The organism is Paenibacillus ilasis (assembly GCF_043195395.1).
Classification (GTDB): domain Bacteria; phylum Bacillota; class Bacilli; order Paenibacillales; family Paenibacillaceae; genus Paenibacillus_AQ; species Paenibacillus_AQ lautus.
In genome coordinates this window covers 2,599,609-2,625,139 of record NZ_JBHDJG010000001.1, presented here as the reverse complement: position 1 = coordinate 2,625,139, position 25,531 = coordinate 2,599,609, and the positions used below count along the sequence as shown (strand labels likewise).

Annotated in this window: 23 protein-coding genes and 2 pseudogenes; 6 read left to right on the top strand and 19 right to left on the bottom strand. The window is 46.7% G+C overall.

The window, feature by feature from the left end; all coding sequences use genetic code 11:
* Window positions 1–153 precede the first annotated feature (153 nt).
* From ACETK5_RS12050 to ACETK5_RS12010, 9 genes and pseudogenes are all read right to left on the bottom strand, one after another.
* Window positions 154–1,155, bottom strand: a complete 1,002-nt coding sequence (locus ACETK5_RS12050) for an NADP-dependent oxidoreductase (RefSeq protein WP_394055849.1) — start codon at window positions 1,153–1,155, stop codon at window positions 154–156.
* Between the two features lie 96 nt (window positions 1,156–1,251).
* Window positions 1,252–1,575 (bottom strand): ArsR/SmtB family transcription factor, encoded by a 324-nt coding sequence (locus ACETK5_RS12045; protein ID WP_100537197.1) that lies wholly within the window; start codon window positions 1,573–1,575, stop codon window positions 1,252–1,254.
* Between the two features lie 522 nt (window positions 1,576–2,097).
* Window positions 2,098–2,922, bottom strand: a complete 825-nt coding sequence (locus ACETK5_RS12040; RefSeq protein WP_326120915.1) for a sugar phosphate isomerase/epimerase family protein — start codon at window positions 2,920–2,922, stop codon at window positions 2,098–2,100.
* A gap of 281 nt (window positions 2,923–3,203) precedes the next feature.
* Entirely contained in the window at window positions 3,204–3,779 is a 576-nt protein-coding gene (locus ACETK5_RS12035) for a dihydrofolate reductase family protein (protein WP_326120916.1), read from the bottom strand.
* 826 nt (window positions 3,780–4,605) lie between these two features.
* Complete coding sequence (locus tag ACETK5_RS12030) at window positions 4,606–5,274, bottom strand: Type 1 glutamine amidotransferase-like domain-containing protein (protein WP_100537200.1); 669 nt, start codon at window positions 5,272–5,274, stop codon at window positions 4,606–4,608.
* Between the two features lie 303 nt (window positions 5,275–5,577).
* On the bottom strand, window positions 5,578–5,892 hold the full coding sequence (locus ACETK5_RS12025) for a hypothetical protein (RefSeq protein WP_394055846.1): 315 nt from the start codon (window positions 5,890–5,892) through the stop codon (window positions 5,578–5,580).
* Window positions 5,893–6,250: 358 nt separating this feature from the next.
* Window positions 6,251–6,724 carry an HIT family protein gene (locus ACETK5_RS12020; RefSeq protein ID WP_326113657.1) on the bottom strand — a complete coding sequence of 158 codons (474 nt, stop codon included), beginning with the start codon at window positions 6,722–6,724 and terminating at the stop codon, window positions 6,251–6,253.
* A 112-nt stretch (window positions 6,725–6,836) separates the two neighbouring features.
* Window positions 6,837–7,034: pseudogene (locus tag ACETK5_RS12015) on the bottom strand (NUDIX hydrolase); the annotation flags it as partial.
* A 113-nt stretch (window positions 7,035–7,147) separates the two neighbouring features.
* Entirely contained in the window at window positions 7,148–7,738 is a 591-nt protein-coding gene (locus ACETK5_RS12010) for a TetR/AcrR family transcriptional regulator (RefSeq protein ID WP_326113656.1), read from the bottom strand.
* 190 nt (window positions 7,739–7,928) lie between these two features.
* On the opposite strand from ACETK5_RS12010, the pseudogene ACETK5_RS12005 reads away from it, so the two are divergent.
* Both ACETK5_RS12005 and ACETK5_RS12000 read left to right on the top strand, forming a co-directional pair.
* Window positions 7,929–8,161, top strand: a pseudogene (locus ACETK5_RS12005) (nitroreductase family protein); the annotation flags it as partial.
* Between the two features lie 181 nt (window positions 8,162–8,342).
* Complete coding sequence (locus ACETK5_RS12000; RefSeq protein ID WP_326113655.1) at window positions 8,343–9,515, top strand: MFS transporter; 1,173 nt, start codon at window positions 8,343–8,345, stop codon at window positions 9,513–9,515.
* A 1,047-nt stretch (window positions 9,516–10,562) separates the two neighbouring features.
* On the opposite strand, the gene rarD is transcribed toward ACETK5_RS12000, so the two are convergent.
* From rarD to ACETK5_RS11980, 4 genes are all read right to left on the bottom strand, one after another.
* The gene (gene rarD / locus ACETK5_RS11995) at window positions 10,563–11,441 is read right to left on the bottom strand and encodes an EamA family transporter RarD (RefSeq protein WP_100537205.1); all 879 of its coding nucleotides are present in this window, start codon (window positions 11,439–11,441) and stop codon (window positions 10,563–10,565) included.
* Window positions 11,442–11,713: 272 nt separating this feature from the next.
* On the bottom strand, window positions 11,714–12,583 hold the full coding sequence (locus ACETK5_RS11990) for an SDR family NAD(P)-dependent oxidoreductase (RefSeq protein ID WP_326113654.1): 870 nt from the start codon (window positions 12,581–12,583) through the stop codon (window positions 11,714–11,716).
* A gap of 45 nt (window positions 12,584–12,628) precedes the next feature.
* Window positions 12,629–13,567 (bottom strand): NADP-dependent oxidoreductase, encoded by a 939-nt coding sequence (locus ACETK5_RS11985; protein WP_394057414.1) that lies wholly within the window; start codon window positions 13,565–13,567, stop codon window positions 12,629–12,631.
* Between the two features lie 190 nt (window positions 13,568–13,757).
* The gene (locus tag ACETK5_RS11980) at window positions 13,758–14,516 is read right to left on the bottom strand and encodes an SDR family oxidoreductase (protein WP_100537208.1); all 759 of its coding nucleotides are present in this window, start codon (window positions 14,514–14,516) and stop codon (window positions 13,758–13,760) included.
* Window positions 14,517–14,698: 182 nt separating this feature from the next.
* On the opposite strand from ACETK5_RS11980, the gene ACETK5_RS11975 reads away from it, so the two are divergent.
* Window positions 14,699–15,337 carry a TetR/AcrR family transcriptional regulator gene (locus ACETK5_RS11975; protein ID WP_100537209.1) on the top strand — a complete coding sequence of 213 codons (639 nt, stop codon included), beginning with the start codon at window positions 14,699–14,701 and terminating at the stop codon, window positions 15,335–15,337.
* A 348-nt stretch (window positions 15,338–15,685) separates the two neighbouring features.
* Here ACETK5_RS11975 and ACETK5_RS11970 read toward each other — a convergent pair whose 3' ends face one another.
* Both ACETK5_RS11970 and ilvB read right to left on the bottom strand, forming a co-directional pair.
* Complete coding sequence (locus ACETK5_RS11970) at window positions 15,686–16,213, bottom strand: cupin domain-containing protein (RefSeq protein WP_100537210.1); 528 nt, start codon at window positions 16,211–16,213, stop codon at window positions 15,686–15,688.
* Window positions 16,214–16,621: 408 nt separating this feature from the next.
* Entirely contained in the window at window positions 16,622–18,352 is a 1,731-nt protein-coding gene (ilvB, locus tag ACETK5_RS11965) for a biosynthetic-type acetolactate synthase large subunit (RefSeq protein WP_326120924.1), read from the bottom strand.
* Between the two features lie 1,038 nt (window positions 18,353–19,390).
* Here ilvB and ACETK5_RS11960 point away from each other — a divergent pair.
* The 3 genes from ACETK5_RS11960 (at window position 19,391) to ACETK5_RS11950 (ending at window position 21,631) form a co-directional block, all read left to right on the top strand.
* Window positions 19,391–20,245 carry a helix-turn-helix transcriptional regulator gene (locus ACETK5_RS11960; protein WP_394055841.1) on the top strand — a complete coding sequence of 285 codons (855 nt, stop codon included), beginning with the start codon at window positions 19,391–19,393 and terminating at the stop codon, window positions 20,243–20,245.
* A 96-nt stretch (window positions 20,246–20,341) separates the two neighbouring features.
* Window positions 20,342–21,214, top strand: a complete 873-nt coding sequence (locus tag ACETK5_RS11955; RefSeq protein ID WP_394055839.1) for an SDR family oxidoreductase — start codon at window positions 20,342–20,344, stop codon at window positions 21,212–21,214.
* Between the two features lie 90 nt (window positions 21,215–21,304).
* Window positions 21,305–21,631, top strand: a complete 327-nt coding sequence (locus ACETK5_RS11950; RefSeq protein WP_394055837.1) for an aromatic-ring hydroxylase C-terminal domain-containing protein — start codon at window positions 21,305–21,307, stop codon at window positions 21,629–21,631.
* Between the two features lie 227 nt (window positions 21,632–21,858).
* Here ACETK5_RS11950 and ACETK5_RS11945 read toward each other — a convergent pair whose 3' ends face one another.
* The 4 genes from ACETK5_RS11945 to ACETK5_RS11930 all read right to left on the bottom strand — a co-directional run bounded on the left by ACETK5_RS11945 (window position 21,859) and on the right by ACETK5_RS11930 (window position 25,396).
* The gene (locus ACETK5_RS11945) at window positions 21,859–23,034 is read right to left on the bottom strand and encodes an MFS transporter (protein ID WP_394055835.1); all 1,176 of its coding nucleotides are present in this window, start codon (window positions 23,032–23,034) and stop codon (window positions 21,859–21,861) included.
* A gap of 130 nt (window positions 23,035–23,164) precedes the next feature.
* Window positions 23,165–24,232 (bottom strand): LLM class flavin-dependent oxidoreductase, encoded by a 1,068-nt coding sequence (locus ACETK5_RS11940; RefSeq protein ID WP_100537216.1) that lies wholly within the window; start codon window positions 24,230–24,232, stop codon window positions 23,165–23,167.
* 151 nt (window positions 24,233–24,383) lie between these two features.
* A complete protein-coding gene (locus ACETK5_RS11935; protein ID WP_100537217.1) occupies window positions 24,384–24,665 on the bottom strand; it encodes an ArsR/SmtB family transcription factor in 282 nt (93 codons plus the stop codon).
* 119 nt (window positions 24,666–24,784) lie between these two features.
* Window positions 24,785–25,396, bottom strand: coding sequence for a TetR/AcrR family transcriptional regulator (locus tag ACETK5_RS11930; RefSeq protein WP_394055832.1), 612 nt, complete (start codon window positions 25,394–25,396; stop codon window positions 24,785–24,787).
* Window positions 25,397–25,531 lie beyond the last annotated feature (135 nt).

The window sequence follows — 25,531 nt, the reverse complement described above, 5'->3', positions numbered from 1 at the left end:
CCCGTTAGCTTAACAAAGATAGCCGATCACAATGACCGGCTGCCTTCTTGTCTTTCCAGAGATCAATCTAGAACACTCTTTTCACTAATACCTGCATTTTCTCGAATCATAGATGGTTAAAATGTTCGCATACATAGCCAATATGCATAGGAGTTACTTTATTTTAATGACCACCTTTCCTTTGGCACTTCCGCCTTGCAGGTACGAGAATGCTTGCGCAGTCTCTTCCAAATGATACACCTTATCAATAACGGGTTTAATGTGTCCTCCTTCAATGAAATCTTTTAAAACCTTCAATTGTGTTCCACTCGATTTCATAAAAAGGAAATGATATCTTGCATGGTACTTCTTCTCTAGCGCTGTGATCTTACGGCTCACGATAGACAAAATGGCCGTTTTCATCCAACCCAATTTTGTTTCTTTTCCAAATCTTGCGTTTGGCAATCCAGAGATGGATACGATTTGTCCACCTGGCTTCAGGACACGGAGCGATTTTTCTAAAGCCGCTCCTCCTAGCGTATCAAAAACAGCGTCATATCCAGAAAGTATTTGTTCAAAGTTTTCTTTTTTATAATTAATGATCAGATCAGCGCCCATCGATTTGACCAACTCATAACCTTTATCGCTTGCTGTTGTTGCAACAAAAGCTCCCATCAATTTGGCCAGTTGAATGGCGAACGTCCCCACGCCTCCTGAACCTGCGTGAATCAGAATTTGTTGGCCCTTCTGGAGATGTAAAATATCGGTAAATGCTTGGTAAGTCGTAAGTCCGACCAGTGGAATAGATGCAGCCTCTTCAAAGTTTAAATTCTGCGGCTTTAACCATATATCATCCTCATGTACAGCAATGTATTCCGCCAATGTGCCGATACGGCTCTTGCGTGGTCTGCCATAAACTTCATCACCAGGCTTAAATGCACTCACCCGTTCGCCAACCTTAACTATAACGCCGGAGAAATCATTGCCTAAAATTAGAGGGAACTTGTAACTCAACAGGGGTTTTACTTTCCCTTCCTTAATTTTATAGTCGATAGGATTTAAGCTTGCTGCATGAATTTCCACTAACACATCATGTTCTCCGACATGAGGCACTGGTTGTTCTGTCATAACTAAGGGAACATTTTTCCCGTATTTCTCAATGGTTATAGCCTTCATGTAATATCACTCCTATTATGATTATTGGTTTAAACAAATGGACCAATATGACAAAAATGATCTGTTCTACAGTATTCCACGTAAGTCTTTCGGGAATCACTGAGGCCAAGTGCACTCTGCTTCAATGGCAGTAATCAAGGTTTTGAGTTGTTCGAGCGGTTTGCGGACAGTCAATACATAATAATTTTCTACGCCCTTTTTCTCGGATTGGATAAAACCAGACTGTTTCAGCACCTTCAGATGATGGGAGACCGCCGGTCTAGATAAATTGATATGACCTGATATCGCATTTACATTTAGTCCCGATTTGTTCTGTGCCAGCACCATAATTATAGCTTGACGGTTTTCATCGGTCAGCACATCCAACAGCGGGATGGACTCTTTGAATTGTTGAAGAACTTGCTCGGTTCGCTGGTTCATTCGATCGGCCCTTTCCGTTCATTCGTTTAATCACTTAAACATAATTATAGCTATATGCTTGATACAATCAAGAGTAAGATTGACTGTCCACTATAAGCAGCCAGTCCCACTGTCCACAATATCCTTATTAATTTCTAGATATAGTTTAATAGAATGTAACTCTTAAATAGGGATCCTCTTGACTCCAATTTGGTGAGACAAAGTCAATAATGAACCCCTAAATTGGGCTGTCTCTTCTCCGAATTGGATTTCTGGAGAGAGAATCTTTGAACGTCTAAGGATATTATTCCGATTCTTACTTACACAAAACTGATACGTTATATAGAAATCCTTCCTGTTTGATATTCGCCTTACTTACTTCCACCCTATGGGACCATATTTTAACGCCATTGAGCAGCTGATCAAAGCTCTATCGAAAATATCCGCCTCCACGCCAGCAAATATGAAGAGGCTGCCGCATGCTTTGGAAGCAATGCGGCAGCCTTGCATTTTTTTCTTTAGTGCAGTCATGTCTAATGTCTGTCAGGTGGCTTTCACGGATTGGATTCGTTCGAAGTTCTCGCGGTATTGTTCTACCATCCAGTTGCATACCTGCCACAAATCCGTAACCGGCTGATTGGTAAAAGGCAGCGTATGAAGATATCCCGGGGGACCGTATTCCGGAGTAAAGGTCAACTCTGTAGCATCAGCAAGCTGTCTCGCTTCGGCGATTCGCTGCCACCAGTCAAAATGCCGCGCGACTTCATGCGCGTACTCGGGTGCCCGCGGGTCCGGGACCTGCGGTCCTTGCGCATACCCGACACGCCCATGGATATGTACGCTGCGGGCGATTGCCAGATCCAATTCGCTCTCCAGATGTTCCAACGTGGATTCGGTAACGCAGCACCAGTGGCTAAAGTCGGCCGTCAGCCCGAGCCCTGGGACAGCATTCAGCACTTTCCCCGTATCCCAAGGATTAAATAATGCTCTTCCCCGGTGGGTTTCATGGCCTACCTGGACTCCCATCTGCTGCTCAAGCTGTACGGCTCGCCGGAAATAATCGATCTGCTCTTCAAGAGTAAGATAGTCCTTCAGGGAATGGGCAGTGACATGGATTGGTTCAAATGACTTCGCCCGTTCCAATTGTGCTTCGAAAGAAGCATAGTGGTCTGGCCCTTCGGTAAAAATCATCCCCACGTAATCAAGCCCATGGCTTGCGAGGAGTTCCTTAAACCGCTGTTCGTCTTCAGGTGCCGGCAGGGGCGCCTCAACGCCATCGTAGCCGACGGAAGCGATGCGCGCTATCTGTTCTTCCAATGTGCCCGTACCCTCCATGCCCCACAATGCCTTGATCAATTTTAGTTTCATCCTTTTCCACCTCTCCCGGTTGATTGGACCCCGCTTCTCCCATTATTTCCGATACTTCGCCGGTTGTCCATGGATCCAAAGGAATGATTCGAGGATGGATTTGATATCTTTATATTTGCGGGCCGAATCCTTGAAGTCTTTTTATTATACATTAGTGCGCCTATTTACCACTGCTGTGGTAATGGATATCGAAAAAGGCAGCCGGCTTTTGGTTCGGCTGCCTTCAAATGTCTTCATTGAGCTACGTGTCCCGTTAGCATAATCTACTTCTGGAGACAAGGTCATCTAATTGTCTGGTAAACGAGGCCTATGGCTCCAGAATCAAATGTCTTGTTTTCGATAAGTTTAAGATTGCTCTTCTCCTTGATACCTTGGAATAACGGCAACCCGCTGCCGATCAGGACGGGAGAAACCGTAATTTTATACTCATCTATTAAACCAAGCTGCATAAGGTAGTGTGCGAACCTAGGACTACCGAGGATGACCATATCCTTGCCTGGTTGCTGTTTGAGGTTCTTGATCTCTTCCTCGACATCTTCTTTCACCAGTCTGGAATTGTTCCATTCGACTTTCTCCAGCGTCGTGGAAAAAATGATTTTGGCTGTCTTTTCGATCCACTCGGCATGATTCCGTTCATGCTCCGAAGCTGATGGGTTCGAAGGCACAGATGGCCAGTAGCTGTGCATCATCTGATAAGTCCCACGTCCCCAAATAACAGTGTCGGCAGTACTCAGAATTTCTTTTGCGTGTTTCTCCAAATCAGCATCGTAGGAAACCCAGCCAATGTCCATTTCACCGTTCGGACCTTCTACAAAACCGTCAAGCGATGCGTGCAAAAATAGAACAAGCTTTCTCATTTTCAGTTCTCCTTTGTTCATAGGGATCTCAACATTAACTACATTATAGGACATTTCAGCTTGGTTGTTTCTTATGGATTGCTAATCACAAATGGAGTATTTTACTAATCCAGAAAAAATTCTTAGTTTGATATTCTACTAAACTGCCCGTTAGCTTAATTAACCTGATTTTGTAGTACTTATAAGCGCTAAGCTCGAAAATTGGAATGGTCATTCGTCTACTCGGATGTGTATCGGTTACGAATAAGGCTCTACAGTTGTCTTCACGGCTGGCCAGATACTTCTTAAGTACACTTTGCACTCTGTCGTGAAATAAACCTCTCTCTGCTTTAACCCTAGCCATTAACAATTGCGGAGAAGTTTTCCCAGTTAAGATTCTCGATATTTATCTTTTCTACTTCTCCAACCCGGCAGCCCGTACTGTAGAGAAACTTAGTAGCGCCCTTTCCCTCAGTGATTGAAATCGATCTTTAAGTGAAATACATCTTCATCGATTATAAACTGAGGGAACGAATAAACCGAATCCGACTGGCTTCAACCGATTAGATTGCTTCGCTAAGTGCTCCTTCTGCAGAGTCAAAGTTATCTCGGTTATATCCAGGTCACCGAGTTCCTTCATCAGCATTTATGCTGGAGGGCGTGTGCTTTCCATGTTGTCGGACTAAATCCTTGGATACGTTTATCATTCTCATACAATCGCCATAACTCACTTAAAATCATAACAAAACCTCCTATTAGAACTATTAAATCTAGTTTGCTTCTAATAGAAGGTTTTAATCTTTCTGATTTGAACTAGTGTTTCCCATTAGCTCCACAGCGGAGTATATCAGGGCGAAAAATGTTTCCAATTCCCTTCGGAGACAACTTCGACCGCTCCGTCGATCACTTTGATGGCGGTCTGATCATCAATCGCATACGTCTGCCCTTGCATCCCAGCGGCCCATCTCTCTGCATCAGCCATGGTGTTTCTCGGCAGCATCTCGTGGTCAAGATGCGGAAATATTGCAAAATCAACCAGATTCAGCGTTTCATCGCTACCGGTGGGTGGAGTCCAGCCAACGAAGAATTCCCCGATGTTAGGTGCCATCACCATACTCCCGGCGCTCAGTCCCACATAAACCGCCTGCAGAGACGGCAAGAGGTCTGCCAGTCCGGACTGCCGCATCCAGTGGCACAGGTAGAGGGCGTCGCCGCCCGCAACCAACAGGACGTCCGTCTCCTGGACTAGCGGCACCCAGCGGTTTTTGTCGATGCTTGGCAGCGCTGTGAGCTCCAGCACGCCGACGGACTTCCAGCCCAGGTCGACCATGGGATTCTCGGAATTCCCGCTTATGAACTGCCAGGCTTTGACGCCGGGGCCTACCCAGGGGTGTCCGTACATCGCGGTGGGGATGCAGAGGGCGTTGGAGTCTGCGATCGGCTTACCCAGCATATCAACTAGCGAGTCGTGTATGCTTTTGTTATTAATGCCTGCAGATGTGAGCAATAATTTCATAACTTCACTCCTTTGTGTGCGTCTGTCGTTTATTCTATTAGACTTTAGAGGGGCCTACATAAACTACAATATAGTACATTTCCGTTCGGATTGTTTCTTACAGATTGCTAATCTAATCGGTAATCGTAACATTTTCTTGTTCTTGTCCATTTCGGCAATCGGTCCAAGTTCTCGTCATAGTCTCCGACTTCAATCTCTTCGATTCGTCCCAAGGATAAATATGACTATAAAGGCTCCTTTGATTTCTCTATCGGTCTTTTGTTTTTAAGTGAAAAGTTTCTTCTTTGTCATCCCATTTAATTTCTACTTTAATAGGCATAGTTCGTTCGTTACTGCACAGCCTGAACAACTAGAAGGCATTTCTATTATTGCTCCTCTGTGGTTCCCCTCTTTAAGGACGCGTTCTCCGTCATTAATGGTAATTTCTAAATTATTAAGTTCTTTGCCAGTTGCATTTTTATAACCAAAAATGAAATTTCCACTTTCCTTATCTCCATTAATGTTTGCTGTGTATTCGCCACTCCAACTATCACTCTCCCCAGTAAGCGAAATTGTTTTATTATTGCATCCGACCAAAGTTAAAATCATAATCAATATCAACACATATTGTTTTTTCATTATGTCCTCCTCTGTAATATTGTTCTAAACTGCCCGTTAGCTTAATAAGGTGCGATCGCATCTGACCTTAGATAATCATCTATTCGGTAAAATATATAAGTTCTTGTCATTGAGCTAGAACAATACTTAAAACAAAAAAGACCGCAACCTATGCGGCTTTCAATGTCTATATGTTCTTGTCGTTCGACATTAACAAAGGCAGCCAATCTCGTAAACGGCTCCTTCTCTTGTCTTTTATTGAACAAACGTTTCCCGCTAGCCTAGTGAGAGAACCTTATTTATTTCCCAATCCTTTAGCAAGGGCCCACGTAGTCTCTGGTTTATCTCCTCCTATGGTTATCATTCGCTCCTCCTAACCTTAAATGTTTTCTTTTATCCAAGAACGCAACTTATCAGCATAGAAAGAACGTTCATCTGGATCGGTCTGAGAACCCTTTGTCAGATAAAGTTGATCATTCACATATCTAGGGTAAACATGGAGATGATAATGCCACACGTCTTGATTGCCAGCAGGCTCATTATGTTGCCGCGTAGAAATCCCATCACATCCATATGTACTTTTCATTGCAAACGCGGTAAGCTGAGCCGCGCGGTGAATTTCAACAGCGTAATCCGCAGGGAGTTCAAAGATGTTCTCGAAATGTTGATTAGGAACAACAAGAACATGTCCTTTATTGTTTGGCCACCATTTGCTCGCTATAAATGCCGTTACCTTTTCATTCTGATAGATGATTTCCTTTTGTTTTGTTCCCTGATTAGGTCCCTCGATACCCCAAACACGACAAAATGGACATTCGTATCCTTCGGGCTTATGTGTAAATGATGCTGGCATCTTTTACATTCAACTCCTTTCATATTTCACCAACCAGCTATTAGTCGCAGGCAACTTCTGTTCGTTAAGGGTATTCTGCCCGTTTGTTCAGCAACGAGAAACATTGTATCCCTGTATTCGAATAGACACCAACTAAACTGCCAACAGAAACATCAATTCCGCTTTCCTCTTTGATTTCACGAATCAAACCATCTATCAGATTTTCTCCAACTTCCACTTGTCCACCAGGGTAAACCCAACCACCGTCACGAGTTTTTACTAAAAGTATATTTCCTTGCCCATCTTCTACAAATCCGCCTGTGGCTACGATATGCGTTGGAAATTACGACCTCCTTATGCAGTAACGTTTGTATATTTATTCCACATCCTCCTCGCACTTCCTGCCCGTTAGGTTAACAGGCTGCCGATGTAGACCTACAGGACCTATCCGAGCAGTTCTTTGGCTCCGTTCATCACTAAGGGCATAGTCTGTTTAACGAATGATTCCGCACTTATTAGACGCCCCTCATTGTTCCAAACGTAAGCCGCTCCATACATCCCCCAACTTAACATGATAGAAGCTGTATTTATTAAGAATTGCGCGTTTGGACTCGATAGCATCTTGTCTTTGTCTATAAAGGAAAGAAGTATCGTTTGAATTTTTTCCTTTATTTGAATTTCGAATACAGCTCCAAGCGATGTATACCTTCTTTTGCACATAGTGCTTAGACTATTGTGAAAATCACATACACCCAGAAAAATACTCTGAATGGTTTCTTCATTTAATACTTCGTGACCGCTTATTCTACGATTTATGATTGTCATAAAGGATTCCATTAGTCTGGCCTCTAGAATTTCGAATTTATCTACAAAGTGCGCATAAAAAGTCGCTCTGTTAACAGTAGCCCGCTCTGCAATATCCCTAACGGTTATCGATTCAAAGTCTTTTTCTTGAATTAATGAAGCAAACGCGTCTTGAAGGAGTCGCCGTGTACGTATCACACGAGGATCAGTATCATTCTTTTTAATTGTCATAGTTAAAATCTCCCCTAATAAAACGACATTATGGAAATGGTGTTGTCTATACAACGGTTTATGGTTATTGATGATTGCGTATCATTCGGTTGTTATCATAACATATAAATACAACAAGTGTTGTTCATACAACTAATGTTGTATTGAAACAAAATGCAGAATACCACTTTTCCAAAAGGAGGAGAGAACCATGTCGGTTTCACAACCGTCACTAACGATGGAGCACCAACTTTTTTTGATGTTATCCAAGAACGTCGGTCGGTTCGTAGCTATGATCCCGAGACCAAGATTTCGCGGGAGGAATTGACCGAAATATTGCGGCAAGCCACACTGGCCCCTTCAGCCGCTAACCTGCAGCCGTGGCGGTTTCTCGTTATCGACTCGCCGGAGCTGAAGCAGAGGCTGCTTCCGATCGCATTCAATCTGAATAATGCTATGAATTAGCAGAAGCAGCAGAGGAGCCAGTCAACAAGCTGGGGGCTTCTTTGATTTGATGATTACAATTAACCAATATATGAGTATATGCTGATATACGCATATATTTCGATTTATATTTCGATATCTTTGAAAACATAGTTATTTAAACACATCAGGAGAGTGAATTATGAAGAGCACATGGAAAGTTTACGTTCTAGCCTTGGTCAGCTTTTTAGTTGGAACATCCAATTACATCATTTCCGGGATATTGGACCGGATCGCAGAGACGATGGGAACAAGCGTTGCGGCAGCAGGCCAGCTCATTACAGTCTATTCCCTGGCCTATGCGGTCGGCACGCCTATTTTAATGGCGCTGACGGCCAAAATGGACCGGCGTAAGCTCCTACTTTATTCGCTGGGCCTCTTTATTGTCGCAAATCTGCTGACATTTATATTGTCCGGCTTAGGCCTCTTCATTGCCGCCAGAATCATTACGGCGTTAGGCGCCGGGGTGGTCACCGTTAACGCGCTCAGTATCGCCGCCAAAATCGCTCCGCCAGGCAAGCAAGCCAGCGCCATCGCCAATGTCACCATGGGCATTACCGCATCGCTCATCATCGGCGTCCCACTCGGCAGAATGGTAGCCTCGGCTTTTGGCTGGAAAGCGGTATTTCTGACCATCGCAATTGTCGGGGTCATTGCCATGCTTGTCATTGCTGCGGTTTTTCCACGTATGCAGGGCGACAAACCTGTCCCTTTGATCAATCAATTTGCTTTGTTAAAAAAACCACAGGTTTTGGTTGCTTTAGCGATTACTTTTTTCTGGTTGGGCGGATATTCCCTTGCCTATACTTACATCTCCCCTTTTCTGCTAGAGGTGACTCATTTAAATGAATCATTGATTAGCGCAGCTCTGTTCGTGTTCGGCATTGCCAGTTTGATGGGCTCGAAAGTCGGCGGATACAGCGCGGATAAACGAGGCATTATATTCACGCTCGTTTCAGGTATGGTGCTTCACGTCATTTCGTTGATTTTGCTATCCTTGGTCGGACAGTCGGTCATTGCCGTTTTCGCCATTCTGATCCTCTGGTCTTTTGCCGCCTGGTCATCCGCTCCGGCGCAGCAATTTAACCTGGTCAAGCTTGTTCCTGAATCCTCGGGTGTCATGCTGAGCTTGAACAGTTCCATGATGCAGCTTGCCATGGCTGTCGGCGCAGGAATCGGAGGGCTGATCGTTAACCGTGTTTCTTTGGCATCCATTACCTGGTTCGGGGTACTCGGCGTACTCATCGCCATCATTGCCGTGTTTGTATTGTCCAGCATGGCATCACGGCATTCGGCGGTGCAGTCACCGAATTAATGGGTATGCTAAACATGGAATATTTGATAAAGGACTCTGCTCACTAAGTTGATTTTTCGGATCATATCCATCCTTAACAAAAAAGCAGAACGCAAATGAACTGCACCCCAATTGTTGGACGCAACAATGCGGTGTGGTTTTTTGTAGTTTAGGTAAATGGGCTGAGGAAAAAATATATATAATCCTGTTCGGAATACCCCAAAAAACCCGAATACGTCGCTCCTCGAAAACTGCAGATATATGCATGCATCGTCATTACGGGTGATTATTCAATAGATGGTCTCATAGAAGAAATACTTGACCCGTCCCTCCGCTGCACCTTCTGTCTAGTCGTTTCAAGATTAGAGCCAAGAAAGTAGTTAAATGCTTATCTAATCAGTAATCGGACTATGTTCTTGTCCCCCCGATAGCTGTTACTCGACGGATCTGTTTTGGTGTGAACTGGTATAAAAAAATAATTGTTCTCACTCACAGCCGTAGTGATTTTAATTAATAATTATATATATACGTTCTATTACTAATAGCAAAAATAAAAACCCGTTGATGATGAAGTCAAACGGGTTTTAAAAATTCGAAGGGTTGGATCAAGACGAATATCAGGCTGAACTCCTATTCTTTGCGTTGGTGTTTTTTCTGGATAAAATATACCGATTCCACTTGTTTTTTCTTTTATCGGCTTTAAACCAACCCTTTTCTTAATCTATATAAATTATAGTTTTTACTAAGGTTGGCCGTGGTCGCGTAATTCTTAAATTACAATGTTCCCTTAATCAGCCTTCCTCCTCTTTGTTCCACTAATTTGCCCGTTAGCTTATCACCAGGCAGGACAAATGGTTACCAAACAACTTAATTTGTGAGCTCGCAAAAAGGAGCTGCTTTACGGCAGCTCCTCCAGTGTTTCTGTTGTCAACTTCCTTATTGAACTATCGTACCCGTTTGTTCAGCAACGTGCTCAGGTATGCCAGATAACACCACAAACGGAAAACGGCCATCTCCGCCCCATCGGACGGAAATGGCTGTTATGACGGTACCGGGGCGCCTTTGAAGTCAGCTCACCTTCGCGAGTTTCGTGCTGCGAACCGATGCCGTAGCGTATACGACGAGCGCTGTCCAGATGAGCGCGAAGCCGACGAGCAGAACCGGCGAGACCGATTCCTTGAACACGAATACGCTCAGTAGCAGCATGATCGTCGGGCCGATGTATTGTACGAAGCCGAGCGTAGACAGCGTCATCCGGGCAGCCGCCCGAGCAAAGAAGAGCAGCGGCAGCGCCGTTACTACGCCGGAAAGAAGCAGTTCGACGAACATGGACGGAGGCAGCGTCCATGCCGTCGTCTTTCCCGCGGCGGCCAAATAGATCCAGTAGCCGAGCGCGAGGGGCAGGACTACAGCCGTCTCCGACAGCAAGCCTACAGAAGCGTCTTGTACGATCTTCTTCTTCGCGAGGCCGTACAAGCCAAACGACACGGCTAGCGAGATCGCGATCCACGGGAACCGCCCGTAGTCGATGGCGATGATAAGCACCGCAGCGCCAGCGATGGCAATCGCGAGCCATTGGCCGCGGTTTGGCTTCTCACGAAGGAAGACGACCGCTAGCAGCACGTTCAGCAACGGGTTCAAATAATAGCCGAGACTTGTCTCGACGACATGGCCATTGTTGACCGCCCAGATGAAGATGAGCCAATTAGCTGCGATCAGCAGTCCGCTGGCGGCGAGCGACAGCAGGAGCGAGCGACTAGCCGCAATCCGCTTCATGTCACCCCAGCGGCGCTGGACGGCGACGAGAATCCCCATGAAGACAAACGACCAGACAACCCGATGTGATAGAATTTCGCCTGCCGGTACTTCGTCAAACAACTTCCAATAAAGCGGGAGGACCCCCCACATGATATACGCGATAATAGCGTTGACCAACCCATTGTTCATAATTAATTCTCCTCTTCTCACTCCGATGTCTGAACGAATTATACGCCTCGATCCTCTCGTAAGTAAAGAAAATAATTGGTACGCTGGCAGGCAGTTGGGCACATAACGAAAAGCTCAACCAGTAAAAACTGACTGAGCTTATAAATATAATGACTGCTCCGTATGATACCCAAAACGTGAACGCTTATTTCGATCGATTCAAAGCCTTCTTTCACTTCTTCCGCGATGTGACTACGAAGTAGATGGACTTGTAAGCAACAATCTTTTGGAACTCAGCCATTAACTTCAAAACTCCCGCCAAGAAATTCATGGCTATATATATAGGTGATTTTTTCCAGCACTCGTTGTGCATGTTCTGTAAATTTCACGTCCGTAATCCGATCTTTGAACAGAAACACGCCGGTCTCATTGCTGTGTTTGCCTAGGGCTCCCTCATATAATAGGTTGGCTCCATGAGTAGGCGGAGAGGAAAAAAACTTCATAAACAGTTCAAACCCTGCGGTCAGTCCTGAATCTTTTCCTTTTCTTAGCGTATTGTTTATGCCCGGGTCAACGCTGCGGATCTTGATGCCCTCCTTTGCAAGCTGCGGTGCGACGGCTTGGGTCCACAACGAAAGAGCCAGCTTTGATGTCGCATAGGGTCCATACATTTTGCGGAAAGTTTTGGGACGCTCCAATTTTTCGATCGAAAACTCCTTCGTAAATCTAAACACCTGCGACGAAGTGTTAATCACCGTTTTTAAGCGGCCGTTCTTCAACAGCTCCTTCAATTCCATCAGAGTAATAAAAGGAACAACCGTCAACAATTCATAATGCAATTCGCGGCCTTGTTTCGAATAGCGCAGCTCACTTAAGCCTCCTCCGGCGTTGTTAAACAAAATATCGATCCGTTGTTCCTTGCTTTTTATTTCGTCCAAAGCGTGTCTCAAGCTGCCATAATCGGTGAGATCCTTCACTTTATAAGCTCGGAGGCGTCCTTCCTTGAGATGATTTTGTAGGAATTTATCGTCTGCTGGAAAATCCGACCGGTTCAAAGTAACCACCTGCCAGTTCTCCGACAGCATTTTCCGGGTCAATGCCAACCCGATCCCGTTACTTGCGCCTGTAATCAGTGCAATATGTTCTCGTTGGTTCTTACTCAATGCATGTCCTCCTTCATTCAGAATTTCATCGGTTATATGTGCTCATCAGTCGGAGTCGGGCAGGAGGATCAGTTTGCCATGGGCGCCTCCGCTCTGGCTGATTTCGACAGCTGAACGCCATTCGTCGAGTTCGAAAGTCTTCGCGACCGGAATCGTGAACTTGCCGTCCGCTGCGTACCCGGCAAAGTCGCCGACAACGTCATACCGTGCGGTATGTAGTTCTCCATAGCTGGTGCGAACGCCAAGTTCAACGGCTGCGGCGAAATCGCTGACGGTTAGGACATGCTGGGGATGCCCGTTGACGATTTGGACCAGATCTTTCAATGAACCGCTGATTGGTGCAGCATCCAGGGCAAGATCAATCGGCTGCTTTGCCAGTTCGGTCACTCGTTCGACCATTCCATCACCGTACGAGGTCACCAACGCCCCCATTGCGTGGAGCTTGTCGGCGTAGGTGGGCCCAGCGGTTGCGATCACACTGGCACCGCGCATGAGGGCAATTTGAACGGCAGCGAACCCTACCGTGGTGCCGGCTCCGTGCACGAGTACGGTCTGACCCGATTTCACCCCAAGAGTATCAATGCCACGGTAAGCCGTTTCGACTGCCATTGGCAACGCTGCAGCTTGAACAAAGTCGAGTCCGGCCGGCATGCGGAACCAGTAGTACATAATCGCTTGATCCGACGCACCGGCGCTCGATCCATTCATGAAATCTGCGGCACCCAGAACGGAATCGCCGATGGCAACATCGGTTACGCCCTCTCCGATTGCGTCTACAATACCAGCCACGTCCAGCCCGATTCCGCGAGGCAAGGGCAATTGAGCGGCAAAATGGCCTTGACACGTCACCCAGTCAACCGGATTTAAGCCGCAAGCGCGTACTCTCACGCGAATGCGTCCCGGCCCTGGCTCTGGGATCGCCACCTCATCTAAGCACAAGACATCTGTTGGTTCTCCGTATTCGTGGAACCGGATTGTCCGCATGGTATTCTCCATTGTGATCTCCCCTCCATTTTGCTCTGATAAAATCGCGTTCTCTGTGATTTCGAACGGTCTTCCAAGGAAAACAAAGAAATCCTAAACTATAAAGTTCACTAGAAGGCAAGGGGGTCATGAGGGGAACCTATGCCCCCTGCCCTCGCTTTAATAGTCAGGTGTGCTCGAACTGAGGAGCTTATATCTGGGAGCCGCCTCCATCGACAGGGAACTCAGCCCCGGTGGTATAGGTGGCCTCAAATGCTAGGAATGCAACAGCCTTGGCTACCTCAACTGGATCGCCTAATCGCAGCATTGGGATCTGCTGTCTCATCTGTGCCTTTGTCTGCTCGGCAGCTTCTTCCGGCATAGACTTTTCCATGATGCCTGTGTCAATAACGCCGGGACTGACTGCGTTGACGCGAATATTTCGAGGTAATAACTCGCGCGCCAGACCTCGAGTCATGGAGCGCAGCGCTGCCTTACTAGCTGCGTAAGCACTGAGCATTGGGAGACCCACTACGTTCACGATTGAGGTGGTAAGGACTACCCCGCTACCTGAGCCCAGCAACGGAGCGAGTTTCTGTACGGTAAAGTACGGCCCTTTGGCATTGATTGTAAGTATCTCGTCGTACTTTTCTTCGGTCATTGTCTCGAAAGGGACAAACCCCGTGACACCAGCGTTAACGAACAGGGCATCTATTGTTCCAAATTCAGCCTTCACTCGATCGGCTAATGCGGCGATATCCTTCAATGAGGCGGCATCGCTTAAGACCGCGATCGCGTGGCTTCCGAGTTGTTCACGAGCCGTATCCAGCGTCGCCTGAGTACGTCCAGTAATCAGAACGTGTGCGCCTTCATCCACTAGCAGCTTCGCCGTCGCAAGGCCGATTCCGCTGCTGCCTCCCGTGATCACGACCTTTTTGTCAGAGAATTTGCCCTTACTGAATGGTTCCATTTAAATCGTCCTCCCTTTGTATAATCCGTAATCGGATGATTAGGTACAGGAGCGATTATACATCAGTAAATTTATTAAGTAAACAAAATCAATTAATTTAGTTCATTTAATTAACTTCATACATAAAGGTCAGCAAATTTGTTATAATGTGTTTTATAGGCATCAAAGGGAGGTACTTATCCGTGAGAAAAGCTGTGAGTGTAGATACCTATGTGGAAAAAATAAAACCCATTATAAGAAAAACAAAATTCAGCCAACTGAAAGTCGACGATCTCGCAAAATATATGGATATCAGCAAAGTGACACTCTATAAGCATTTTTCCTCCAAAGACGACATCATCGAACAAGTCGTGGATTATTACATTGATTATTCGAAGAAGGCTGACACCGTTGTGAAAGACGATTCCGTCTCTTTTTTGGATCGTTTTCAATTAACATTTTTACAATCTTTAATGTGTGCCGCGTATATCTCTGATTTGTTCTTGCAAGATCTGAAGGAATTTTATCCACAGCATTTTGAGAATCTGTCCGTTGCCCTGCAAAATCGGAATAAAAGCTTACAAACTTTTTTTGAATCCGGTATGGAGCAACAGATTTTCAACAGATTGAATGCCGTGTTGTTTATGGTTCAAGATGACGCTGTTCTGCGACGCTTTATCGAGCCATCTTTTTCGATTCAGTATGATATCACTGTGAAACGAGCGATTATGGATTTCTACTACATGAAGCAGTATCAATTGCTCAAACCTGAATATCTGAAGATGATTGACGACTCCGATATGGAAAGGAAGATCGTTCATATTTTGCAAGCCATTTCGTAAGTAAAGCGTCCATATCCGATTCCGTCTGGACTACATTGCTAGACGTCTTCCCATAAGAGTTGAGCGTTACGCTGAACGTGAATAGACGAATCATGAGCACCTTGATGAATGTAACCTCCCATGATAAATCTGGGACGGACGCTAAAACTAAGAACAACGAATAAAAGCATGCGGTGCCTGGTCGTTTGCAAATTAGGCATAGAGAAGACTTTAAGGGTGTAATCCACGTCTGAAATATTTCAAAAATGCTTGCCGAACGTAAATAACCGCCCTAACGAGCGGTTAGAAAAGCGACGTTCCAGTAACGAATCTAACGTTTTTATTTCATACTCCAAAAGCTATGTTTACTTACGTCGTTCCATGAGCGATTGCTTTTGTTTCATGAACTGTGCCATATGGATGCTCAGGCGGCGCATAGATAACATAAACTTTAAGAGGGCGATTACCTGTATTAGTTATATTGTGCCATTTTCCTGCAGGTATCATAATTGCATAGTCATCGTACGCCATCACTTGAAAATCTAAGTTTTCTCTGCGGTCACCCATTTGAACAAGTCCCTGACCTTCTTCAATCCGTATGAATTGGTCAGTTGTCGGATGAACTTCCAAACCTATGTCTTCACCAACATTAATACTCATCAAAGTTACTTGAAAATACTTGCCTGTCCAAATAGCAGTACGGTAGTTATGGTTTTGTTTGGTTGCTTGGTCAATATTCACAACAAATGGTCTTGTTCCATAATCCTGTAGTGTAATGTTTCCAAATGGATTATGGTTTCGATTGTTCCAATTGAAATAGTGGGGGTTCCAATTGTTATACCAATAGCATTGCATTGGATACTGCCATGGATGCTGATAACCTGAATTAGGGTACATACTTATACTCCTTCTAGTGATTTTCTTATTGACCATTTATCCTATGCAACTGCCTAGTTACAGGTAAGCAAAATGGGCAAATGCCCACTAGTTTACAACGATGAAAAAAGAGGGTTCTCTGCCCCTCTTTTCTATAACCATTTCTTGTCCGCTTTGTATTTCCTTCAGAGGTGTATTCGTATAGTTGAACTGTCCAAACTCTTTTACGCCCCTAGGTTTTCCCTCAAGTTCACCAAACGTATCGCTACTTCGCTCTCCTCCGCGTTACTTCAACGTAAACAGCAGCCGATCACCTTGCCGGCTGCCGTATGTTTCCGAGCTATCATCCCCGTTAACTTATCCCCACCACGTTCCATGCCTGAGCACCGCGGGAGCGGTCCGGAGGCGTAACGACTCTCTTCAGCGCAATTATTCGTCGTACCCTAGAATCATTTGGTCCAGCGGCGTGCCGGCAAGCACCATCGGGTACACGTTCTCATTGGTTGGGATGACGAACTCGACGAGCACAGGTCCTGGCGTCTGCAGCGCCTCAAGCCAGACCTTGGTGGCTTCAGCCTTGTTCGTTGCCCTTAATCCCTTGACTCCGTATGCTTCGGCAAGCTTGACGAAGTCCGGACTGCCCGAAAGATCAATCTGGCTGTAGCGTCGTTCGTACATCAATTCCTGCTGCTGCTTAACCATGCCGAGCACCTGGTTGTTCAAGACCACGATCTTGACCGGAATCTGATGAATCGCGCAAATCGCCATCTCCTGCGCGCACATCTGCATGCCCCCGTCGCCGTTGATCGAGACGACGAGACGATCTGGATTTCCGACTTGAGCGCCGATCGCTGCCGGAAAGCCAAAGCCCATCGTGCCAAGTCCGCCCGACGTGATGAGCGAGCGAGGATGCTTGAAGCGGTAAAACTGAGCGGTCCACATTTGGTGCTGGCCTACATCGGTGGTGATGATTGCCTCTCCTTGCGTCGTCTCGCTAATCATTTCGAGCACATATTGCGGTTTAATGACGGTATCCGAATCGGTATACCGAAGCGGATGCTGCACCTTATACTCTTGAAGCTGCTCAAGCCAGGTGACCGTCTGGGCTGCTTGCGCTTTCGTGTTCGCATAAGCCAGCACGTTTTTAATATCGCCGATGCACGCGAGATCTGTCTTGACGTTCTTGCCGATTTCCGCCGGATCGATATCGATATGGGCGATACGTTTGGCCTGGGGCGCAAATCCGTCCAGTCTCATCGTGACCCGATCATCGAAACGCGAGCCGATCGAAATAATGAGATCCGCATTCTGCACCGCCATGTTCGCAGCATATACGCCATGATGTCCGAGCATGCCCAGCCACAACTCGTCATCGCTCGGAAACCCGCCGAGGCCAAGCAGGGTCGTCGCGACCGGAATCCGGGTAGTGTGGACGAATTTGATCAATTCCTGCGAGGAGTTCGCATAGACAACGCCGCCGCCCGCGATAATAACCGGCTTGCGCGCTTCTGCAATCGCCTCAAGCAGCGCATCCATTTCTGCCGGATTCGGTTCCGGGGCTCCATGGTATCCGCGCAACTGAACCGTGTCCGCTGGTCGATACGCCATCCGCTGGTTGGTCACGTCTTTTGGAATATCGATCAAGACAGGGCCTTTGCGGCCCGTATTTGCAATGTAAAACGCTTCATGGATGATGCGAGGAAGGTCTTGTACATCGCGAACCATGTAGCTGTGCTTCGTAATCGGCATCGTGATGCTAATAATGTCCGCTTCCTGAAAAGCATCCGTGCCCATGAAATTCGTAGATACGTTCCCCGTTATGATCACCAGCGGCACCGAATCCATATAGGCGGTTGCAATCCCGGTCACCAGATTTGTTGCTCCTGGACCGGATGTCGCGATGCATACCCCAACCTTCCCCGTCGACCTAGCATAGCCGTCCGCCGCGTGGATCGCGCCTTGTTCGTGCCGGGTCAAGATATGCTTGAAATCCGGCTGATGTACCATCGCGTCATAGATATAGAGCACATTTCCTCCAGGATAACCGAATACGCACTCAACGCCTTCCTGCAGCAAGCCGCGCAAAAGCACCTCCGAACCGGTGATATATTCCTCTGATGGCGTCGTTGTTTCATTCTTCATTCCTAATTGCTGTTCCATTGGGCAGCCTCCTTTGCAAAATAAAACCCCCTCTCCTCCTGAGCAAACTGACAGCGGTCAGCTCACACAGGGACGAAAGGGGATTTTTTCGCGGTACCACCCAAGTTCGCTGCTACCCTCGCGAATGCAGCCTCATGAGGTAAGGCCAATGCCTTACCTGCGGCGCGTTAACGAGCACCATTTCGGTTAAGCCTACTTGCGGGTACGGAAAGAGACCAGCCGCGCTTTCGGTTAACAGCTCCGAGACGACACCATACAAAGGGTTAAGGCAAAGGTTTCAGCGTTTCCTCTGCTCTCTGGGCATAACCGCCCTTGCCGGCTTTCTCTTCATCGCCTGTTGGTATTAAATAACCCCTTCCTTCCCAAGGCTCGAAGCTACTGCTTGAAGCCTTGGGACGAAAGGGGAATGTTCGCGGTACCACCCAGGTTTACTGCAATCTCGCAATTGCAGTCTCATGAGGTAAAGCCGATGCTATACCTGCAGCATGTTAACGGATGCCAGGCCGGTTGATCCTACTTGCGGGCGTGCAATCACGCCTTCCGCGTTCGGTCAACAGCTCCGAGACGACACTATACATGCATTACGACGGAGGTTTCAGCAATCCCTCCGCTCTCTGGACATAAACGCTATTGCATAGCCTTCTCTTCTTCGCTATATTTTTATTTTTCTGATAGTAGCACAGACTCGACTTTTTTTCAAACCGAATTAATACTAAGCTGCTTTATGATTATTGAGTTCTTGTACCCGGTAAGTTTAACCCATTTATGCTCCAGATGAGAATTCACGGTTTAGAAAAATATAAAATTGCCGGCAACACCACATGATCAACAATCGTCAGGCATTGAAATAAAATCCGTTTACTTGGAACAAGACACATTAGAACAATTCAGCGGATTAACAGCCTCGGTACTCGTTATGGTTCTCTTTTGTAGAAACGACATTCAACAGAGACTATAATAATCATGTATAGAGTGCTTTTGGTCTATTTGGTTAATAGCGATATGTATCTTCCATATGAGTAAATAGAGGTGACCCACATGAAAATAAATCGTTCCTCATCCGCATTGGGTGACTTCCTTAAATCGCGCAGAGAACGGTTGCAGCCTTCAGAGGCCGGGATTCAGCCGCTGCCCGGACGAAGACGCACTCCGGGACTTCGAAGAGAAGAAGTCTCTTATCTTGCCAATATAAGCGTCACTTACTATGCCTGGCTGGAGCAAGGCAAGGAGGTTAATCCTTCGCCGGAAGTGCTGCTAAGTATCAGCAAAGCGCTTCAGCTTGACGAAGACGAGCAGAAGCATCTATTCGATCTGGCCAATGTAGATGTGGCGAGCTTCGTCACAGTGCCAAATAACGGTGGGCCGGATACGGGAGTTCTGCAGAAAATCGTAAATCAACTGCATTATCCTTCTTTTATCACAGACGAAGGTACGGATGTTATCGCTTGGAATCGGGCGGCTGAACTGATCGTAGCCGATTTCGGCAGTCTGCCGGACAACGAACGGAATATGATGGACATTATGTTTTTAAAGCCTGATTACCGCAGCAGACTAGTGAATTGGGAAGGCGCTGCCCGTTACTCTGTAGCCATTCTGCGGGCAGGCTTCGATCTTTACAAGAACAACCCGTTATATATGGAACGGTTTGAACGCTTGATGCGGGAAAGCGTGGAGTTCGTACATTTCTGGGAGCTATATGAAATCAAACAAAAACGCGTAGCCACCGCTTTATTCCGTGTTCCTGACGCACAGGAGATGGAGTTCGAGCTCCATTCCGCGGCTGTAATCGATAATGACCCGGGACTGCACTGGTGTTTCTTTGTTCCGGTGCCCGGTTCAGGTACGGAGGAGAGATTATTGCGTTTACTTGAGCAGGACAGGCAGCTACCGTAGACTGTTACTCCCGTTAATAGAATAGACGTGCTGTGGCTAGCTCCCTCTAGTTGTTTGTATAATTCAGTGGATGACAACGAATGGAGGGTGTTTAGCATGCAAACTTGGTTCATTACAGGAGCATCAGGAGGCTTGGGTTCACGTATAACTCGCCAGTTGCTTGATAGAGGGGACCGTGTAGCCGCAACGGTACGCAAGCCGGGGGTGCTGGATGATCTGCAGGCACAGTATGGCTCACAACTTTGGCAGGCTAATTTAGATCTGACAAACTCTCAGCAAATTGCTGAAGTGGTGGAACGTGCATTTTTGGAACTGGGCACGATCGATGTGTTTGTCAATAATGCAGCCTATGGCTTGTATGGCGCAGTGGAAGAAGCAAGCGACAGGCAAATTGAGCATCAGTTTATGACCAATGTGCTTGGCTCCCTGCGTACAGCGCGTGCAGTCCTGCCCTTTTTCCGTAAGCAGGGCTGCGGTCACATGGTACAGATTTCGAGTATGGCGGGTCATTATTCTATTCCGGGTATGGGACTGTATTGCTCTACGAAATGGGCGGTCGAAGGAGCCTTTGAAGCGCTAGCTAAGGAAGTGGCTCCGTTCAATATTAAGACCACTATGGTGGAGCCCGGCGGAATCCGAACGAATTTCATTACAAGCAACGCCGTATTCGGCGAGCGGATGGACGAATACCGGGATACGGAGGCGGGCCAATTCGTTAGCCTGATGAAGGGAGAACTGCCTGGTATAGATATGAGCATGTTTAATCAAATGGTTGTCGGCGATCCTGATAAAATGGCGCAGCAGATTATCCGCCGAATCGACCAGGGAGAGGGTCCGATACGTATGGCGTTGGGCAGTGACGCCTATGAGCAAATCCGGGCAGCCCTGCTGGACAGACTCGCCGCTCTGGAAGCACAGAAAGAGCTGGCCCACTCCACTGATTCAGATGATGTGGTAAAACAATTTTAGAGGACACCAAAGAATTCGACATCCACTGCAACTGATATGCTCCTCTGAAGTGCTCTGATAATCGATTAGCAGTTGCTGCAGATTACCGCCATGGATGTACATTATGCACCCGACTCCGAAGCGCCTTCCCATCCTTTAAACGGGAAACGATTCAAGGATCTCAGCTTAAAGCTGAAAGATGGACAATTGATTAACTCCTATCCGCTCCTGCACAAAGGTACTTTTCTTCTGGTGCATTTCCATTCTAATGAACAGCATAGCGGTCAATGGGAAACGTATAGCAACCCTCAAGTTTTACATGTCTCTTTGGCTGAGGCTGACGCGGATTGGAACGACGTCCACACGGCGCTGATTCGGCCGGATGGACATATTGCCTGGGCGATTTCTCTATCCGATCCAAATCAATGCAAACCATAAATGAAGGAATCACTCGCTGGTGCGGAGACAGTACCGTATAGTAATTCGTTTGAGGTGTGTAACCGCCTTCCCATGGGGTGAACTTGTATTTAGGGCGTCTGAATGAACTAAAATCACGGTACGCTGCACTCAAAAAAACGCAATGTTCTCCATGAGTATGAAAATACCGCCTAAGCGTTATTCAACAACGCTTAGGCGGTATTTTCATTTCTGAGAAAGAAGGTACTTTACGCTCCGCTTTGTTCCGCCGCTGCAGATCGGCGACGCATGGATAAAGAAATAATAGCCGGGATGAGTGCCATTGCGACGCCAACTCCGCCAAACCAACCAACTGCTGCAAGAGAGATGCTTTCTACAACGATACCCCCAATTACAGCCCCTACGGCCATGCCCAACTGCACGATCGAATTGTTCAAACTCAGGACGATCCCCGAAGCCTGAGGAGCCATGCCGATTAAATAAACCTGTTGAACCGGCCCCATCGACCAAGCAAAAAAGGACCATAACATAAGCAAAGGCAACACGAACATGGACGAGTGGGAGAACGCAGTCAGTAACAATAATATTCCGGAGTGAAAGAGCAGGCCCCCAATCATCGTACGGGGGATACCCCATTTATCTGCACCGTAGCCGCCAACTTGGGAGCCTATGAGACTGGCCAGTCCAAACGCAAACAACCCGACGTTGACCATCCCTTCGCTCATCTCCGTAATGTCCAGAAGAAACGGCGTTATATAGGTGTACAGCATCGTATAGCCCAATATCCAGAAAAAACTGATGGAAAGCGCGACAGCGATTCGGGGGCTTTTTAATAAGGCAAGCTGTTCCCGAATAGGAACGGGAGCCTCTCCTTCCGATTTCGGAATCGTAAGCAAAAGGACCACCATCGCGACCAAGCTTAGGGCCCCGACTCCCGTGAAGATGATTTTCCAATCATGTGAGCCCGCAATGATCCTCCCAAGCGGGACCCCTAGAATAAGTGCGAGGTTAAAGCCCACTAAAACCGTGGCGATAGCGCTGCCCTGTTTTCCAGGATGAGACATTTTGGCGGCAACCGTCATGGCGACGACCATAAATACCCCCGTGCTGATCGCCAAAATAATTCTTGCTCCGAGCAGCATGCCGTAGCCTGTAGTTGTGACCGTGATCAAATTCCCAACGAAAAATAATCCCAAAGCCGATAGCATAAGCTTTCTTCGATCCATTTTTGCCGTAAGTGCAATAAGAATCGGGGTGCCGATGGCATAAGCAAGCGAGTAGACCGTAATCAACTGCCCGGCCGCTACTACCGACACTCCAATATCGCTTGCAAGCATATCCAAAATGCCGGTAATCACAAACTCCGAAGTTCCGACTAAAAAGCTGACAATAGCCAGAATATAAATTTTCCATGAGTTTCTCATATGTTTCTCCCCTTTTTATTTCTATATTTCTAAATCTATAGAAATCATAGTTAAAAAAATAATGCTCCATTTGCCGACTTCATTTCTCGGCCCAATCAAGCCTTCCCGTTTCAAGCGTTCATCCTCTGCTTTAGGCGTTACGGCCAAACGTCTGGCGGGCGAGCTCCTTACGGACAATCGGCGCTACTTTGGAGCCTAGAAGCTCAATCGTCTGCAGCAAGTCGCGATGCGGTAACGAACTGAAATCGTTGTACATCATGAAGCGAGTCAAGCCAAGATTCTTATGCAGAAGCACGATTTTTTCTGCGACATATTCGGGATCTCCGACGTAAAGAGCGCCGTGAAGGCTGCGGGCTGAATCGTACGAGTCACGTGTATAGGTAGGCCAGCCTCGTTCCCGTCCAATGTGGTTCATTTGGCCAGCCATGACAGGATAATACCGCTTAGCTGCCTCTTGTGCCGTATTCGAAATAAAGCCATGCGAATGTGTAGCAATTTGCAGCTTATTCGGATCGTGACCAGCTTTCACGGCGGCTTCTTTATAAAGCTCCACTAAGGGTGCGAATCTCTGCGGCGCTCCGCCCAGGATAGAGAAGGCAATCGGAAGTCCCAGCAGGCCGGCCCGAACAGCCGACTCCGGGCTGCCCCCTGTTCCGATCCAGACAGGCAAAGGCTCCTGCTGTGCACGAGGATAGACGCCCATGTTGTCAATCGCCGGGCGATGACCGCCACGCCATGTGACCTTTTCGGAAGCGCGAATCTTCAACAGCAGTTCCAGTTTCTCTTCATACAATTCCTCGTAATCTTTCAGGTCATAACCGAATAGTGGGAACGATTCGATGAACGAACCCCGTCCGGCCATGATCTCCGCTCGCCCGTTCGACAGTCCGTCCAACGTTGCAAAGTCCTGATATACCCGCACCGGATCGTCCGATGATAGTACTGTCACTGCGCTTGTGAGCCGGATCCGCTTCGTTGTAGCTGCGGCAGCTGCCAGAATGACAGCTGGCGACGAGCTTGTGTATTCGATGCGATGATGCTCGCCGATGGCATAGACGTCAAGGCCCACCTGATCTGCCAATTGGATTTCTTCGATCGCTTGGCGCAGCCTCTGGGCATGCGAGACACCGCCATTTCCGGCATTTGCATGGAGGAAAGTGCTCATTCCAATCTCCATCGTATTCATTTGACCGCTCATAGTTATTCGCTCCTTCTTAATATGGAATAGGGATGATTAGCAAAAATCATTGAAGGATCATTCCAAGTCGATTCGTTCGCTAAAATTACATTTAAGTATGGGTCCCATCATTTCCATTGTTCTAAATATATAGAAATGATTTTCAAAAAAATTACGCCAACAAAAAGGGCGCAAATTTTTCCGCTACTTCTCGATTGACGTTATAGTGAATAAACGATCCATTCTTGCGAGAATCAATCAAGCCAGAGTCCGTCAATTGCTTTAAATGATGCGATAGCGTCGAGCCTGCAACCGATTCAAGCCTTTCACCGACGGCGGTGAAGCATAAATTGCTCTCTTTCGCGAGCAGTAAAGCGATTTTCAGCCGGGTTGGTTCCCCCAAAGCTTTATACACTTTAACCGCTTGCCCGATATCTTCTTGATTTTCTCCCACTGTTTCCACCTCCCCGAACATCTTCGTCAGTTCTATAACTATCGAAATCAATATTAGCACCATGTCGTTCAAATGTAAAGGGCGTATTGGTTTTGTGCCTCGATCAAGGATTACCCTCGCTAATTTTTTTCCTCGACTGCGATGCCGGCAGCTCTTAAATGCCCGTAGGCAACGATTCTGCTAAACTGAGATGAAACTTCATCTGCAGGAAGGGGTTTATCGTTTTTAATCCACCAAATTACAATCCCCATGAAAGACGATCCGAGGTATTCGATCAGCAATTCCTTGGATATCGCTAATGGGGAGTTTCCCTGAGCAGGTTTCCACCCCTCCATTAATTTATCTTTAATGATATTCTCCATTTTCGCTTGAAACTGATAGATTCTATTCTCTTCAATTAACATGGAATGATAAAAGGTCATATTTAGGGAAATATGTTCCAGTACAGTTTGCATGACTGTTTCGAGTAGCGAAATACTGAAAGGATTCATGCTGATGGGACAAAGAACGACCGCATCCTTTAATTCGCTCAACAATTCATTCATACATGTATCTAATAAATCAGGTTTATTCTGGTAGTGGAGATAAAAAGTGTTTCGATTGATCATAGCCCGATCGGCAATATCCTGGATCGTTATCGCTTCATATCCCTTTTTCCGAATAAGCTCATAAAACGCTTTTCGAATCGATTGTTTCGTGCGCAGTATTCTTAGGTCGGTTTTCTTGTTCATTGTTTTCGTTCCCCCTAAATATATTTTTAGGTCGTTAAGCGACAAAGTTTTATGAGTTGTCTGTTATACTTCAAAACTAAAAATATTGAATATTGAGCGTTGTATTAACCTCTATTATAATGAGCATCAGATAAA